This window comes from Adlercreutzia sp. St.1H8 (genome assembly GCF_059728655.1).
In genome coordinates, this window is record NZ_AP039376.1 from 78,996 (window position 1) to 94,453 (window position 15,458).

The following is a 15,458-nucleotide window of genomic DNA, read 5'->3' on the forward strand; positions in this document are numbered from 1 at the left end:
CCGTCCGTCGGCCCGCCTTACTTTTATAGAGCGACGTTACGCCAGTAGCTCGCGGGCGGCGGCGTCCATGCGGACGAGGCGCTCCTCGGCTTCTGCGGGCGTGGGGCAGGCGGCGAACAGGTACGCCTTGATCTTGGGCTCGGTGCCGCTCGGGCGCACGATGAGCTTGCTGCCGCCCTCCAGCTGCATCTCGAACACGTCGGCCACGGGCAGCGTCTGGGGCGCGTCGGGAGCGCCCTCCGGCCCGGCCGACCCGCACACCGGCATGACCACGCCCTCGCGGTAGTTCACGCAGGCGGTCACGGCCAGCCCGGCCACCTCCGTCGGCGGCTCGGCCTCCAGGCGCGCCATGATGGCGGCCATCTTCTCCGCGCCCGCCGCGCCGGGGTATTCCAGGCTGATGGTGGCGTTGCGATGGTAGCCGTAGCGCTGGTAGAGCGCGTCCATCGCTTCCACCAGGTCCATTCCGCGGGCCTTGTAGTCGCGCGCCATCTGGCAGATGAGCATGCTGGCCACCACGGCGTCCTTGTCGCGCACGTGGGTGCCGGCGAGGTAGCCGTAGCTCTCCTCGAAGCCGAAGAGGAAGCGGCCGGGCGTGCCCGCGGCCTCGAGCAGGCCGATCTGCTCGCCGATGTACTTGAAGCCGGTCAGCGTGCGGCGCAGCTGGAACCCGTGGTCGGCGGCTAGCGCGTCCACCATGGCCGTGGAGACGATGGTGGTGACGGCCACCGCGTCGGCCAAGCTCTCGCCGCGGGCCTCGCGAGCGCGGCACAGGTAGTCGAGCAGCAGCACACCCATCTCGTTGCCGCTGATCAGGCGGTATTCGTCGCCGTGGCGCGCGGCGATGCCCACGCGGTCGGCGTCCGGATCGGTGGCCAGTAGCAGGTCGGGCTCCACCTGCTCGCAGAGCGCCAGGCCGCGCTCGAGGGCCTCGCGGATCTCAGGATTGGGGTAGGGGCAGGTGGGGAAGTCGCCGTCAGGCGCGGCCTGCTCCTCCACCAGGGTCACGTCGCGCACGCCGGTCTTCTCGAGGATGCGCGTGACGCATTCCAGGCCTGTGCCGTTGAGCGGCGTGTAGACCACCTTCACGTCTTCGGCGCCTTCCGCGGCACCTGCGCCCGTCGCCGCGTCGGGCGCCACCGACTGCTCGGCGACGGCCTCGATGAATCGGTCGAGCGTGTCCTCGCCGATATAGCGCGCCATCCCGCTTTCCAGCGCCTCGGCGAAGGGCATCGTGCGCACGTCGTCAAAGACGTCGGTGGCGTTGATGGCCGCCTGGATGTCACGGGCGGCCTGCGTGGTTATCTGGCAGCCGTCCGGGCCGTAGGCCTTGTAGCCGTTGTAGGGCGCGGGGTTGTGGCTGGCCGTCATGCAGATGCCGGCCGAACAGCCCAGGTCGCGCACGGCAAAGCTGAGCGCCGGCGTGGGCTCGATGCGCGGGTAGAGGAACGAGCGGATGCCGTTGGCCGCCAGCACGCCGGCCGCCACCTCGACGAACTCGCGCCCCATGTGGCGGCTGTCGCGCGCGATGGCCACGCTCGGCTCGACGAAGTTCGCGTTCAGGTAGGTGGCCAGCCCCTGCGTGGCCTTGGCCACGGTGTAGATGTTCATGCGGTTCGGCCCCGCGCCCACGATGCCGCGCAGCCCGCCGGTGCCGAAGGCCAGATCCTGGTAGAAGGCGTCGCGCACGGCGGTCTCGTCGCCGGCGCGCAGCTCCTGAAGCTGCTGCTGGACGCCCGGATCGTCCACGTTCGCGATCCAGCGGTCGAGCATCATCGTCAAGTCCTCCATGGCGGTTCCTTTCCCGGTAGTGGTGTCCGCGGCTATTGTACCCATGCCCGTGCGCGCGGCTGCCCAAATGCCCCGTGCGTCGCGAATGTTCCACGTGAAACGCCCGCTTGCTGCTTCCTGGCGGGCTCTTTGGCAATATCGAACGAAACGGCTAGTGCTGTAGCAGGGGGCCGACGTGCGCAGCATGGCGAATAGGGAATAACGTCGGATGGCGCCTTGCGCGCCGCTTCCTATTATCGAGGCGCTGCTTCAAGGCGGCCTAGATGACGGGAAGGGGTGGTTGCGAATGAATCAGCGCGAGAACATGACGGCAATCCTCGAAGGGAGGCAACCGGATTACTACGGTAACTTCTTCAATGCCGTGAAGATCGTGTCCGATCCGATCCGGATGGCGGACGTCTGCCCCGCCGACGGCCAGGAGCACCGGGACTCGTGGGGAACGACGTGCATCCGGCTGCCCGACGCGCCAGGCAAGCACCCGCACATCACCGACGAGAACAAGGTGGTCAAGGACATCGAGAAGTGGCGCGAGCAGCTGGTCATCCCGCCGGTGCAGGGTCTCGATTGGTCTAAGGCCAAGGCCGAGGTAGAGGCGCTTGACCGCAGCGAGACGTTCGTCATGTTCTGGTCGGCCCAAGGTCTGTTCGAGCGCTCCCACTTCCTCATGGGCATGGAGGACGCGTTCTGCGCCTACCTCGAGGATCCCGACGAGATGATGGCGATGCTGCGCGCCATCGCCGACTTCAAGATAGCCTCCATCCGCGAGGCCTACGAGCAGATCCGTCCCGACATCGTGTACTTCCACGACGATTGGGGCTCCAAGCAGAACCTGTTCCTCCCGCCGGAGGTGTGGCGCGAGGTCATCAAGCCGCTGCATGCCGAGATAGTACAGGCGACCCATGACCTGGGCATGATGTTCATCCACCACGCCGACTGCATCTGCGAGCCCCTGGTGGAAGACATGGTGGAGATGGGCATCGACGCATGGCAGGGCGTCATCCCGCAGAACGACATCGTGGCCATCCAGCGCCGCACCGGCGGCAAGCTGGCGATGATCGGCGGCGTCGACAGCGCCGCCATCGACACCGAGGAGGCCACGGAAGAGGAGATCCGCGCAGAAGTACGCCGCTGCATCGACGAGTACTGCCCGGCCGGCCGCTTCTTCCCCGCGCTCACCTCGCACCTCTTCCACAAGCGTAACAGCGACATCGCGCTGGAGGAGCTGGCGAGCTACGGCCGCGCGTGGGCGGCCGCCCACCCGGTGGCCTAGGGCCGCGCCGCCGGGACGCAAGACACCAGGAGAAGGGAAAGCAACATGACCATCATCGAAGACATCTACTCGGCCGTCCTGCGCGGCAAGCGCAAGGAGGTGGCACCGCTCGTGCAGCAGGCCCTCGACGAGGGCCTGGGCGCCGAGGAGGTCCTCAACGAGGGCCTGGTGGCCGCCATGTCCGAGATCGGCGAGCGCTTCAGCCGCAACGAGGCCTTCGTGCCCGAGATGCTCGTGGCCGCCCGCGCCATGAGCGCCGGCACCGAGGTGCTCAAGCCCCACCTGGCCGAGGAGGGCGCCGAGCCGGTGGGCAAGGCCGTCATCGGCACGGTCAGGGGCGACATGCACGACATCGGCAAGAACCTCGTGCGCATGATGATCGAGGGCAAGGGCTTCGAGGTCACCGACCTGGGCGTGGACGTGGCGCCGGAGCAGTTCGTCACCTTCCTGCAGGAGCACGACGACGTGGACGTCGTGTGCTGCTCGGCGCTGCTCACCACCACCATGCCCGAGATCGGCGCCACCATCCGCGCCATCGAGGAGGCCGGCCTGCGCGACAAGGTGAAGGTCATGGTGGGCGGCGCGCCCGTCACCCAGGCCTTCGCCGACGAGGTGGGCGCCGACGCCTACACGGCGGACGCCGGCGCCGCGGCGGTGCGCGCCGTCGAGCTGGTGCGGGGGTAGCGGCCCCCGCGCGGAGGGCCCCGGGAGGCGGGGCCCGCTCCGCCCGGCGCGTCGTCGGGGCCCGGGAGGCGGGGCGGCCGCGGGCGGGGCGCCGAGAGGCGGGGCCGGCCCCGTCCGGGGCTCCGGGAGGCGGCGCCGGCCCGATCCGCCGCCCCGGGAGGCGGGGTTCGCCCTGGCCCCGTCGGGGCGCCGACTGGCCCCCGTCGCGGCCCCCGGGGCCGCAGCCCGGGGCGCCCCGCCTGGCCCCCGCCCCGCCTCCCGGGGCCCCGGCCGGGGCGGGGCCCCACCGCGGCGCGGAGGGCGCGCCGCGCTGACAGACCACTCGAGAAAGGGGACTCCCTTGGACATGAAGCAATGGGCCGCGGACCAGATCGCGGCCGAGAGGAAGAAGCCGCTGCCGGTGCTGTCGTTCCCGGCGGTGCAGATGATGGGGTGCACGGTGGCCGAGCTCATCGGCGACGCCGGGCGCCAGGCCGAGGCCATGAGGCTCGTGGCGGGCCGGGTGGACGCCGCGGCGAGCGTGTCGTTCATGGACCTGTCGGTGGAGGCCGAGGCCTTCGGCAGCCAGGTGCGCGTGACCGACGACGAGGTGCCCACGGTCATCGGCTCCGTGGTCGACGAGGACTCCGACCCCGACGACCTGGCCGTGCCCGCGGTGGGCGACGGGCGCACGGGGCTCTACGTTCAGGCCATCCGCGAGGTGGCGCCCAAGATCTCCGACCGCCCCGTGCTCGCCGGGGTCATCGGGCCGTTCTCGCTGGCGGGGCGCCTCATGGACGTCAACGAGGTCATGCCCCTGTGCTACGAGGAGCCGGATCTCGTCCACGCCGTGCTCGGCAAGTGCACCGAGTTCATCTGCGCCTACGCGAGCGCGTTCAAGGAGGCCGGCGCCGACGGCGTGGTCATGGCCGAGCCCCTGGCGGGCCTGCTCTCGCCCGAGCTCATGGCCGAGTTCTCCACGCCCTACGCGCGCCGCGTCGTGGACGCCGTGCAGGACGGGGAGTTCGCCGTGGTCTACCACAACTGCGGCCCGTCGGTGTCCAAGGCCCCTGAGGCCGTGGCCGCCGTGGGCGCCATGGGCTACCACTTCGGCAACGCCTCGGACATGGCCGAGATGCTCGGGCTCATGCCCTCCGACGTGCTCGTCATGGGCAACGTGGGCCCGGCCGGCCAGATCCGCAACGGCACGCCGGAGTCGGTGCGCGAGGCCACCCTCGCGCTCATGGAGTCGTGCTCCAAGTACCCCAACTTCATCCCCTCCACCGGCTGCGACGTGCCGCCGATGAGCCCCTGGGAGAACATCGACGCCTTCTTCGCGGCCGTGGACGAGTTCTACGACGCGCGCTAGGCCCGCGCCCCCCGGCGCCCCGACCCGCCTACTCGCCTCGCCCCCCCTCGCCAGGGAGGGCGGGCGCCGCGGGGCAGGCGGAGCCTCGCGCCAGGATCCTGCCCCCCGTCATCGGGCGGGGCGGAGGAGGCGCGCCTTCGGCGCCTAAGCGGCTCGTCATCACGTCCCCTAAGGCGGTCGCCCCGCCCCCGTCGCACGCCCGGTCGCCCCCTCTTTCTCGCCGGACGACAGGGGGGGGGCTTCCCTTGCCAGGGCGGGCGTCGGGGACGCTCCCCGGCAAGGGCGGGCGTCGAGGGGTCGCCACCTTGCCAGGGCGGACGGGGCGGGACTCCTCCCTCGCTAGGGCGGGGCGGCGCGCCGGGGGGGGGTGGAACGCCTTCCAGCCAGGGGGTGTCCCCCTCCTGCGTCCGCCGTGGCGCGTTCTTTGCGCCTGTACGGGCCGCGTCTATCTGCACCTGCGCAGGTCGTGTCGCTGAGACACCGTGGCACCCCCCCTCCTGCGGTCGCCTGTGTGCTGCTTCCTCCCGCTGCCATGCGGGCCGCGCCTGCTCGTCCCCTCCGCCACCTTGGCGGGCTGCAGCCGCCTGTGTGTCGCCCTCGCGGTCACCTGCGTGTCGCCCCGTCCCCGCCGCACGCGGGCCGCGATCGCCTCCTGTGGCGCCCCTACCCCCGCCTTGGTAGGCTGCGGCCACCTGCGCGTCGCTCCCCCCCCCCCCTGCCACACGCGGGCCGCGATCGCCTCCTGCCCCCTCGTCGCCTCGGCGCGCTGCAGCAGCCTGCGTCGCTCTCTCCTGCCGCGCGCAGGCCGCGCCCGACTGAGCCCCCCGCCGCCTTGGCGGGCTGCGGCGCCCCTACCCCGTCGTCTTGGCGCGCTGCGGCACCCCTACCCCCGCCTTGGTAGGCTGCGGCCACCTGCGCGTCGCCCCCCCCCGCTCGCGGGCCGCGATCGCCTCCTGCCCCCCCCCTCCTCGTCTCCTTGGCGGGGGCATCACCCCCCCCTATGGTCGCCTTGTGCTGAAGGGCGCCCCTTTGCGGCCACCTTGTGTTACGGGGCAACTTGATGTTTCACGTGAAACATGCGCACACGGCTAACTTTTCACTCCCCGCGCTGCCGGTGACGCTGCGCCGCATCGCGCAGATCTCCTGTCGGCCGAGCGATTCGTCTGTGCGCTCTCTTGATTGCGGGACTCGTCCCTGGATGGCGCGTGGCGCCTTTTCGCGCAGCCTTCGGGCGGCTTTCGCGATAGCGCCCCTTCCACGGGACCTTGCGCACCGCAGGTCGCTATTAGTTAATTTTAGGCAACTTTTTGAGCAGCGCCCAGGCGCGCTGCTTGTCTTCGGGGGTGTTCATGAGGGCGGCGAGGTCGCGGAAAGCGACGACGCTGCGGCCCATCAGGCGGCAGGCGGCGTCGGGCTCGACGTCGTGGCGGTAGGCTTGGGCGAGGAGAGCGGAAGCCTCGGCGTCGGTGGCTACCAGGCACAGCGGGTCGAGGCCCTCCACGATGGTGAGCAGGTCGTTCGATCCCAGAACTCCTTCGGTGGCAACGAGCGCTAGGCAGTCGCGGCCGTAGCCCAGCGCTTCGGTCGAGGCGGCGAGCGCCTTGCGCGCAGACTCCCCCAGGGCATTGGCCGAAACGGCCAGGACGGTTTCGTTGCCCGTCCCCTCCAGCAGCGAGCCGTAGACTGCGAGCACTCCTTCAGCGGCCACGCCGTACATGCTCCCGTTGTTACTGTTGGCGGGTTTTTTCACACCGATCCTTGACGTCGCAGGGCTTCCCTCTATAACTATGCATACTATCAGTTTGACGAAGAGCGCGCGCCGCCGTCGCGGGGGCGGGCGGAATGTTTCACGTGAAACATTCGGAGCCGGCGCGCCGCATGCGACTAAGGAGGAAGCCATGTGCACCAACGGAGTCAATGCCGGTCAGTTCGAGCAGATGATCGACCAGGTTGACGACCATCTGAAGCTTGAGCGCCGCTGGGCCCACAACCTGGCTCATCAGGCCGCCGACGCCGGGTTTGCCGCAACGGCGGAGAAGCTCCATGCGGCCCAGGCTCTGCTCGATGACGCCCGCGCCCTGCTCGACGAGGCCAAGGACGCCCTGGAGGAGGACGCTGCCGACGCCTCGGGCGTTACCGTCAGCTTGGTCTAGCCTGCGCGGTCACAGTCATGAGCAACGATCTCATGCGGTTTTCGGTGGCCATGCCCGAGGACCTGCTCGTGCGATTCGACCGCCTGGTGGCCCGGCGCGGCCTGGCGAAGAACCGCAGCGAGGTGATACGCGACCTGGTGCGCGACGCCCTGGTGGAAGACGAGTGCGCGAGCCCGGGCGTCGAGGTGATGGGTACGCTCACCATCGTATTCGACCACCATGCCGGCGACTTGCAGGAGAAGCTCCACAGCATCCAGCACGATTGCTTCGAGAGCATCGTCTCGTCCATGCACGTGCACGTTGACGAGCACACCTGCCTGGAGGTCATCGTCATCCGCGGCGAGACGGGCCTCGTGCAGGACATCGCGAATCTCATCCTGGGTACCAAGGGCGTCCAGAACGGCCGGCTTGTCCTGACCACCACCGGCCAGCGTCTTTAGCGGAAGGCGAAAGCAAGCTCGTCGCCCGCGCCTGCGAAGCGCCCATCGCCTGCGGCGAACGAGCGTCCGGGGCCTGCGGCGCGGGACGCCCGGCCCCGCAGCAAGTGGGATGTCGGCCCGTGGCGCGGGGTATTTGGGCCTGCAGCAAGCGGGGCGCTGGGCCCGTGGCGCTGGCCGGTGGCGCAGGGCGCCCGGGGCTGTAATGAGCGGGATGACGGGGCGCTGCAGACCCCCGGCGCGGCGTCGGGCCGTGGGCATGGGAGGCTGGGGCCTGCGGCTCGGGGCGTGCGGCGTAGGGCGCCCCGCCGCTCAAGGCGCTTGCCGCGAAGGCCTTCCGAATGTTTCACGTGAAACACTTGTTCCAAGGAGGAACCATGATCCAAAGCGAAACGGTGATGCTCGGCCATGGGAGCGGCGGGTCGATGATGAAGCGCATCATCGACGAGGTGTTCTTCGCCGCCTATGGCACCGACGAACTGCTGCGCGGCGACGACGCGGCGGTGCTGCCCGCGCCTGCGGCGGGCGAGCGCATCGCCTTTTCCACCGACAGCTTCGTAGTGACGCCGCATTTCTTCCCAGGGGGAGACATCGGCAAGCTCGCCGTCTGCGGCACCGTCAACGATGTGGCCACGAGCGGCGCCCGCCCGCTCTACCTCAGCTGTGCGTTCGTCCTGGAGGAGGGGTTCCCCATGGACGACCTGCGCCGCATCTGCCAGACGATGGCCGAGACTGCGACCGAGGCCGGCGTGCGCCTGGTCACGGGCGACACAAAGGTGGTCAACCGTGGGCACGGCGATGGCATCTACATCAACACGAGTGGCGTCGGTCTGCTGTCGCTCGGCATCGAGCTAGGAGGCGCGCAGTGCCGTCCCGGCGATAAGGTGCTGGTCAGCGGCACCCTTGGCGACCACGGCATCACCATCATGAGCTGTCGTGAGGGCCTGGGCTTCTCCGCTGGCGTCGAAAGCGATGCCGCGCCGCTCAACCACCTGATTGCCGAGGTGCTGGCCGCCGCTCCTTCCACGCGTTGCTTCCGCGACCCCACGCGCGGCGGCCTGGCTTCCACGCTGAACGAGCTGGCGGCCCAGTCGGGCACCGACATCGTGGTGGAGGAGGACGCCGTGCCCGTGCGCGACGCGGTGCTCGGCGCCTGCGAGATGCTCGGCTACGACGTGTTGCAGGTGGCGAACGAGGGGAAGATGGTGTGCGTCGTCCCCGCCGACCAGGCTGATGCCGCGCTGGCTGCCATGCGCGCCAACCGCTACGGCGCTGACGCCGCCATCATCGGCGAGGTGGCCGAGGCGCAGCCTGAGCGCGGCCCCAAAGTGTTCCTGCAGACCTCGTTCGGCGGCCGCCGCATCCTCGACATGCTCGTCGGCGAGCAGCTTCCCCGCATCTGCTAGCGCATCAGGCGCCCGCAGCGCTCGCGGCGCCCCGCCGCCGCCCGCGCCCGCCACGCCAGCGCTCGCGGCACCCTCGGCCCCGGCCCCCAGTATCCCCACAGCACCCCCCCGGCATCCCGCCGTCGCGCCCCGCCGCCCTGGGCGCCCCGCCGCCGCTCCTCGACGCCCCGACCCCCAGTGCCCCGCCGCCTCGGCACCCCGCCGCCGCGTCCTGATGTCGTACCCCGCTGCCCCGCCGGCGCCTGCGGCGCTCCGGCGCCGTCTTGCGGCCTTCGTCGTTGCCGTTCGGAAATGTTTCACGTGAAACATTCGTACGCGCACTGGGCGCGTTTTCGCGCCGGTTTTACGCGGAGAAAACGCCGGCGCACCGTAATATTCACGTTTTATGCCGCAGCCTGGAAAATCGTAGATTATCCTTGCGCCACGTTCGAATAATGGTATCTTGCACCACGAAAGTTATTGGTACCCATGGGGGACTTTCGACCGAGAAGGAGTTGCTATGTCTCACCCGATTATTGAGGCCGATGAGTGCATCGGTTGCGGCATCTGCGTTGACGCGTGCCCGCAGGAGGTTCTCGAGGTCGTCAACGGCACGGCGGAAGTCGTGAACGAGGACGCGTGCATCGCGTGTGGCGATTGCGTCGAGGAGTGCCCGATGGGCGCTATTCCGGAGGTCGCCGAGGATTAGCTCCTCGCGCTTCTTTGAGTTGCCAGTAGGGGGCGTCCCGCCAAGCGGGCGCCCCCTACTTATATATAGAGGGGGTTCCCGCGCGGATGCCGTGCCTGTGAAGCGAGCGCGGGGAGAGGCGTTCGTTCCCGTTTCTCTGCCGCTGCCGTCACGGGCTTTCCGCTGCGCGTAAAACCGATGCCTTACAGATGCCGTTGGGGAAATATGGGGCTATAATGCACACGAACGCGCCCTTTTCGGAGGGGATGGGAAACGGAGATGCGGGTATGCGCAAGAGCAACTGGATAATTCTGGCCGTCCTGGCTGCTGCCTCGGCCTTCTTCCTGTGGCTGTGGTATTACCTCAACTTCAATCTAGTCGATAACCCTGTCGACCTTGCCTTTACCGTCGTGTGGTGGGCGGTCATCGTGGCTGCATGCGTGGGGATCCATCTGGCGGAGAAGAAGCGCCGCGAGCGCATTCGCACCGCTTTTCTCGCCCCCGGCATGATCTACAACGGAGAAGCCGGCGTCATTCGCCTGGAGCCTGGCGCCTCGATGACTGATGCGCTGCAGGAGATGCTCTCGCATCTCGAGTACGGCTTTGACATGGCAGCCGTCCCGGACAAATCCCGCGTGCGCTTCGTGCAGATCGTACGTACCTCCAAGTTCTCTGGCAACGGCGACACGTGGGAAGGCGAGGTGGTACGCGTCGCTCGCCCCGATGATCCGCGCCCGTTCTCGAATCGCGACCAGCTGCGCGCCCTCATCGACCGCTAGGCTCGCTCCTTCGCGTCGCGCCCCGTCCGACTGCGGGATGCGTGCCTGACACGCGCGGCTCTCATCCGCCTGCATCGCGAAATCGCTGCTCGCAGAATCATAGGGTCTCGAAACCGCAAACGAATGTTTCACGTGAAACATCATGCGCCCCCTCTCGTACGTCTGCGTGCGTTCTGCCACGCCCGCCTCGTCTTCGTCCCGCGTTCTCTCGCATACCCGGAAACGAATGTTTCACGTGAAACACCCCACGTTCGCCGCCTACCCCAGGCCTTCTCGCGCCCTACCGAGGCTCCGCGCCCTCGCCCCTTGCGTCTGCCCCCCGGCCCCGCGCGCCTCACGCACCCTCGCGTCCGCCTGCCGGGCCCGCGCGCCTCGCGTTCATGCGCCTCGCTCGCGTCCCGCCCCGGGCTCCGCATCCTCGCCCCGCGTCCGCACCCCCGCCTCTCGCTCGCACCCCCCGGCCCCGCGCGCCTCGCTCGCGTCCCCGCCTGCGCCTGCGCCCCTCGCCGGCCCCGTCGGCCCCGCGCTCCAGGCTTCTGCATCCGAGCTGTTCGCCGGTTGCCTCGCCGTTCCCTTTCGTTGCGCTTCCGATGCCAGAACTCTCTAAATCTAAGCGACATCAACTAAGATTTTATCAGCACCTCCATAGTACCTCCACATTCGCGACGCAACGGCTGAGCGGGCGGCTCAACGACAGGCTTTCGGCATTCACCCAGGTAACAGGCGGGTTTTCCCCTCGTAACAATCGCGTGGGTACCCTTACGCGCCCGCGCGAGGCGTCTATGGTGATCTTCGGTGAGCTTAATTCACTGACGGGCATTAATGAAACTTGACAACACAAGACTTAGATTTTATATTGGCAAGCAACAAATGCTAACTAACAAGCAACCTGTGAAAGTGAGGAACGAGCAATGGCTAAGATTCTCGGTATCGATCTGGGCACCACCAACTCCGCCATGGCTGTTATGGAGGGCTCGGAGCCTGAAATCCTCGTCAACGCCGAGGGCGATCGCACCACCCCGTCCGTCGAGGGCTTCCGCAAGGACGGCGAGCGCGTGGTCGGCAAGGCCGCCAAGAACCAGGCGGTGACCAACCCGGAGAACACCGTCGCCTCCGTCAAGCGCTTCATCGGCCGCTCCTTCAACGAGACGGGCGAGGAGCAGAAGACCGTCAGCTACAAGGTGCAGGCCGGCAAGGACGGCCGCGCGGTCATCGACATCGACGGCAAGGACTACACTCCCGAGGAGATCTCCGCCATGGTGCTTCAGAAGCTGAAGACCGACGCGGAGAAGCAGGTGGGCCAGCCCATCACCCAGGCGGTCATCACCGTCCCCGCGTACTTCAACGACGCCCAGCGCCAGGCCACCAAGGACGCGGGCAAGATCGCGGGCCTCGAGGTTCTGCGCATCATCAACGAGCCGACGGCTGCGGCCCTGGCCTACGGCCTGGACAAGGTCGACCATGACGAGAAGATCCTCGTCTTCGACCTGGGCGGCGGCACCTTCGACGTGTCCGTGCTCGAGCTCGGCGACGGCGTGTTCGAGGTTGCGTCCACCGCGGGCGACAACCACCTGGGCGGCGACGACTGGGATCAGCGCGTCATCGACTGGCTGGCCGACAAGTTCAAGGCCGACAACGGCATCGACCTGCGCCAGGACAAGATGGCCCTGCAGCGTCTGAAGGAGGCTGCGGAGAAGGCGAAGATGGAGCTCTCCTCCACCACGCAGACCAACATCAACCTGCCCTTCATCACCGCCGACGCCTCCGGCCCGAAGCACCTGGACTACACGCTGACGCGCGCTGAGTTCGAGCGCATCACCAAGGATCTGCTCGACCGCTGCAAGAAGCCCGTCGAGCAGGCGCTCAAGGACGCCGGCCTGAAGATGGGCGAGGTCGACGAGGTCATCCTGGTCGGCGGCTCCACCCGCATGCCTGCCGTGCAGGAGCTCGTGAAGCAGCTCACCGGCAAGTCCCCCAACATGTCGGTGAACCCCGACGAGGTGGTGGCCATGGGCGCGGCCGTCCAGGGCGGCGTGCTCGCCGGCGACGTGCAGGGTATCCTGCTGCTCGACGTGACCCCGCTGTCGCTGGGCGTCGAGACCATGGGCGGCGTGATGACCAAGATGATCGAGCGCAACACCACCATCCCCACCCGCAAGACCGAGATCTACTCCACGGCCGCCGACAACCAGACCTCCGTCGAGGTGCACGTCCTGCAGGGCGAGCGCGAGATGGCCGCGGGCAACAAGACGCTTGGCCGCTTCCAGCTCTCCGGCATCCCGGCCGCGCGCCGCGGCGTGCCGCAGATCGAGGTGACCTTCGACATCGACGCCAACGGCATCGTGAACGTGTCGGCCAAGGACCTCGGCACCGGCAAGCAGCAGCAGATCACCATCTCCGGCTCCACCGCCCTGTCTGATGACGAAGTGGATCGCATGGTGAAGGACGCCGAGCAGCATGCCGAGGAGGACAAGCAGCGCAAGGAGGAAGTCGAGATCCGCAACAACGCCGACGCGCTGGTGAACGCCACCCAGCAGACCCTCGACGAGCTGGGCGACAAGGTTCCGGCTGACGCCAAGACCCAGGCCGAGGAGGCCATCGCCGAGGTGAAGACGGCCCTCGAGGGCACCGACCTGGATGCCATCAAGGCCGCGACCGAGAAGATCCAGCAGGCGGGCTACAAGCTGGCCGAGGTCGTGTACTCCACCGAGGGCGCGGCCGCCGGCGCCCAGGCCGCCGCTGCTGAGACGGCTCCCGCCGATGACACCATCGAGGCTGAGTACGAGGTCGTCGACGACAACAAGAACGAAGGGAAGTAAACGCCATGACGACGCCCGATAAGGACCAAGTCTTGGAAACCCCCGCTGATGCACCGACCGCCGGCTCCCCGGAGCCGGCGGCTCCCGCCGAGGCGGTCGAGGCTGAGGTGATCGAGGAGGCCGAGGCCGCCCCCGACACCGAGGCCGACCCCGCCGACGAGGTGGCCCAGGCCAAGGCCGAGGCCGCCGACTGGCAGGACAAGTACCTGCGCCTGCACGCCGAGTGGGACACCTACCGCCGCCGCACCAACGAGCAGCGGGCCCAGGAGAAGGCGCGCGCCACGGAGAAGCTGGTGGAGAGCCTGCTCCCCGTGCTTGACGACTTCGAGCGCACCATCGACTACGCCACCACCAACGGCGAGTCCGGGCTGCTGGGAGGCGTGGAGGCCGTCCACTCCAAGCTCGTGAGCGTCCTCGAGAAGGACGGCGTCGAGGTCATCAGCCCCGAGGGGCAGGCCTTCGACGCGCTGGAAGCTCAAGCCGTCGCCACCGTCGACGACCCGAGCGTCCCCGACGAGACGGTGGCCCAGGTCTACCAGAAGGGCTACCGGATGGGCGCGAAGGTGCTAAGGCCCGCGATGGTCACCGTCACCACGGGCGGGCCGAAGCGCGAGGTCGAAGAGACTTCGGCAGAATAGGAAAGCAAGAGGGCGGGCAGGAATGTCCGCCCTTTTTTCAAGAATGACAGATTAGGAGGTGGAACGAATGGCGGCATCGCCAGACTACTACCAGACGCTAGGCGTTCCACGCACCGCCTCCGCGGACGAGATCAAGAAGGCGTTCCGCAAGCTGGCCCGCAAGCATCATCCCGACGCGGGCGGCGACGAGGCTAAGTTCAAGGAGGTCAACGAGGCCTACGAGGTCTTGAGCGACGACAAGAAGCGCGAGCTGTACGACCAGTACGGCACCGCCAACGAGAACGAGATACCCCGCGGGTGGGGCGGCGGCAACGTCAGCGTCGAGGACATCTTCGGCGGCTCGGGCTACGGCGGCAGCGGCTTCAGCGGCGGCTGGTCTGACATCTTTGACAGCATTCGCCATGGCGAAGGTGCGTTTGGATCCGACTGGGACTTCAGCGGCTTCGGCGGCCAGCCGCGTCCGCGGAAGGGCCAGGACATGAACGTGACCCTGGAGGTGACGTTCGACGAGGCCTTCACTGGCACCGAGAAGCGCGTGACCGTGCGCATCCCGGGCAAGTCGGAGGCCGACACGCTCACCGTGAAGGTGCCCGCCGGCGCCGTCGAGGGCGGCCGGCTGCGCTTCAAGGGCAAGGGCGGCCTCGGCGAGAACGGCGGCGAGGCGGGCGACCTGCTCGTCACCACGACCATCGCCGCGCATCCGTACTACTCGCGGGACAAGGCCAACGTCATCGTGGACGTTCCCGTCACGGTGGCCGAGGCGGCGCTTGGCGCATCCATCGTGGTGCCTGCGCCCGACGGCAGCAAGGTGCGCGTGAAGGTTCCCGCCGGAACCCAGGACGGCGCCCTGCTCAACGTGAAGGGCAAGGGCGCGCCCGACCTCAAGACGAAGGGCGCCGTCGGCGACCTGAAGATCCGCGTGGACGTGAAGGTGCCCACCGACATGAACGACGAGCAGCGCCAGGCCATGGAGGACTTCCTGGCGGCGACGAAGGATGACGTGAGGACATGGCAGTAAACGACCGCAACCGCCCCGTGTACATGATCAGCGTGGCCGCCCAGCTGGCCGGCGTGCATCCCCAGACGCTGCGCACCTACGAGCAGAAGGGGCTCGTCACGCCCCAGCGCACGAGCGGCAACACGCGCATGTACTCGCAGGCCGACATCGAACGGCTCGAGCTCATCAACGAACTGACGAGCGAGGGCATCAACCTGGCCGGCGTCATCCGCATCCTCGACCTCCAGGGACGCCTCGACGAGCGCGACCAGGAGCTCGATGACTTGCACAAGCGCGTGCGGCGCCTGGCCGACCGCGTGCACGAGCTGGAAACTCGCGAGAGCGTGAAGTCCCTCGTGCGCGCCAGCGACCTGCCGCCTGTGCTGCGCCGCCTCCCCTAGGGGCTGCGGCACGCCATGGCGCCCCGCCTGCCCCCCCGTTCCGGGCGCGACACGGCGCGGCGCGAAGG

General features: G+C 68.5%; 14 protein-coding genes. 12 read left to right on the forward strand and 2 right to left on the reverse strand.

Annotated features, from left to right (window positions below; translation table 11 throughout):
* Nucleotides 1-36 precede the first annotated feature (36 nt).
* Nucleotides 37-1,791: a phospho-sugar mutase gene (locus AC6I0Y_RS00350; protein ID WP_497732131.1), complete on the reverse strand. Its 1,755-nt coding sequence runs from the start codon at nucleotides 1,789-1,791 to the stop codon at nucleotides 37-39.
* 286 nt (nucleotides 1,792-2,077) lie between these two features.
* Here AC6I0Y_RS00350 and AC6I0Y_RS00355 point away from each other — a divergent pair, with 286 nt between their 5' ends.
* The 3 genes from AC6I0Y_RS00355 (at nucleotide 2,078) to AC6I0Y_RS00365 (ending at nucleotide 5,093) form a co-directional block, all read left to right on the forward strand.
* Nucleotides 2,078-3,061 carry a uroporphyrinogen decarboxylase family protein gene (locus AC6I0Y_RS00355; protein WP_497732134.1) on the forward strand — a complete coding sequence of 328 codons (984 nt, stop codon included), beginning with the start codon at nucleotides 2,078-2,080 and terminating at the stop codon, nucleotides 3,059-3,061.
* Between the two features lie 45 nt (nucleotides 3,062-3,106).
* Nucleotides 3,107-3,745 carry a corrinoid protein gene (locus AC6I0Y_RS00360; protein WP_497732137.1) on the forward strand — a complete coding sequence of 213 codons (639 nt, stop codon included), beginning with the start codon at nucleotides 3,107-3,109 and terminating at the stop codon, nucleotides 3,743-3,745.
* 346 nt (nucleotides 3,746-4,091) lie between these two features.
* Nucleotides 4,092-5,093 (forward strand): uroporphyrinogen decarboxylase family protein, encoded by a 1,002-nt coding sequence (locus AC6I0Y_RS00365; protein WP_497733683.1) that lies wholly within the window; start codon nucleotides 4,092-4,094, stop codon nucleotides 5,091-5,093.
* A 1,285-nt stretch (nucleotides 5,094-6,378) separates the two neighbouring features.
* On the opposite strand, the gene AC6I0Y_RS00370 is transcribed toward AC6I0Y_RS00365, so the two are convergent.
* Nucleotides 6,379-6,843 (reverse strand): hypothetical protein, encoded by a 465-nt coding sequence (locus AC6I0Y_RS00370; protein ID WP_160709560.1) that lies wholly within the window; start codon nucleotides 6,841-6,843, stop codon nucleotides 6,379-6,381.
* Between the two features lie 148 nt (nucleotides 6,844-6,991).
* Here AC6I0Y_RS00370 and AC6I0Y_RS00375 point away from each other — a divergent pair, with 148 nt between their 5' ends.
* The 9 genes from AC6I0Y_RS00375 to AC6I0Y_RS00415 all read left to right on the forward strand — a co-directional run bounded on the left by AC6I0Y_RS00375 (nucleotide 6,992) and on the right by AC6I0Y_RS00415 (nucleotide 15,390).
* Nucleotides 6,992-7,246 (forward strand): dynein gamma chain protein, encoded by a 255-nt coding sequence (locus AC6I0Y_RS00375; protein ID WP_160709558.1) that lies wholly within the window; start codon nucleotides 6,992-6,994, stop codon nucleotides 7,244-7,246.
* 17 nt (nucleotides 7,247-7,263) lie between these two features.
* Nucleotides 7,264-7,686, forward strand: a complete 423-nt coding sequence (gene nikR / locus AC6I0Y_RS00380; protein ID WP_497732143.1) for a nickel-responsive transcriptional regulator NikR — start codon at nucleotides 7,264-7,266, stop codon at nucleotides 7,684-7,686.
* 374 nt (nucleotides 7,687-8,060) lie between these two features.
* Complete coding sequence (gene hypE / locus AC6I0Y_RS00385) at nucleotides 8,061-9,089, forward strand: hydrogenase expression/formation protein HypE (protein ID WP_497732146.1); 1,029 nt, start codon at nucleotides 8,061-8,063, stop codon at nucleotides 9,087-9,089.
* 499 nt (nucleotides 9,090-9,588) lie between these two features.
* Nucleotides 9,589-9,777: a 4Fe-4S binding protein gene (locus AC6I0Y_RS00390; protein WP_160709552.1), complete on the forward strand. Its 189-nt coding sequence runs from the start codon at nucleotides 9,589-9,591 to the stop codon at nucleotides 9,775-9,777.
* 266 nt (nucleotides 9,778-10,043) lie between these two features.
* Nucleotides 10,044-10,535 carry a hypothetical protein gene (locus AC6I0Y_RS00395; RefSeq protein WP_497732149.1) on the forward strand — a complete coding sequence of 164 codons (492 nt, stop codon included), beginning with the start codon at nucleotides 10,044-10,046 and terminating at the stop codon, nucleotides 10,533-10,535.
* Nucleotides 10,536-11,446: 911 nt separating this feature from the next.
* Nucleotides 11,447-13,354: a molecular chaperone DnaK gene (gene dnaK / locus AC6I0Y_RS00400; RefSeq protein WP_160709548.1), complete on the forward strand. Its 1,908-nt coding sequence runs from the start codon at nucleotides 11,447-11,449 to the stop codon at nucleotides 13,352-13,354.
* A gap of 32 nt (nucleotides 13,355-13,386) precedes the next feature.
* Complete coding sequence (locus AC6I0Y_RS00405) at nucleotides 13,387-13,992, forward strand: nucleotide exchange factor GrpE (protein WP_497732152.1); 606 nt, start codon at nucleotides 13,387-13,389, stop codon at nucleotides 13,990-13,992.
* A gap of 67 nt (nucleotides 13,993-14,059) precedes the next feature.
* A complete protein-coding gene (locus AC6I0Y_RS00410; RefSeq protein WP_497732155.1) occupies nucleotides 14,060-15,010 on the forward strand; it encodes a DnaJ C-terminal domain-containing protein in 951 nt (316 codons plus the stop codon).
* Nucleotides 15,001-15,390, forward strand: coding sequence for a heat shock protein transcriptional repressor HspR (locus AC6I0Y_RS00415; RefSeq protein ID WP_160709542.1), 390 nt, complete (start codon nucleotides 15,001-15,003; stop codon nucleotides 15,388-15,390). The genes AC6I0Y_RS00410 and AC6I0Y_RS00415 overlap by 10 nt, the downstream gene beginning before the upstream one ends.
* The last annotated feature ends 68 nt before the right edge of the window (nucleotides 15,391-15,458 follow it).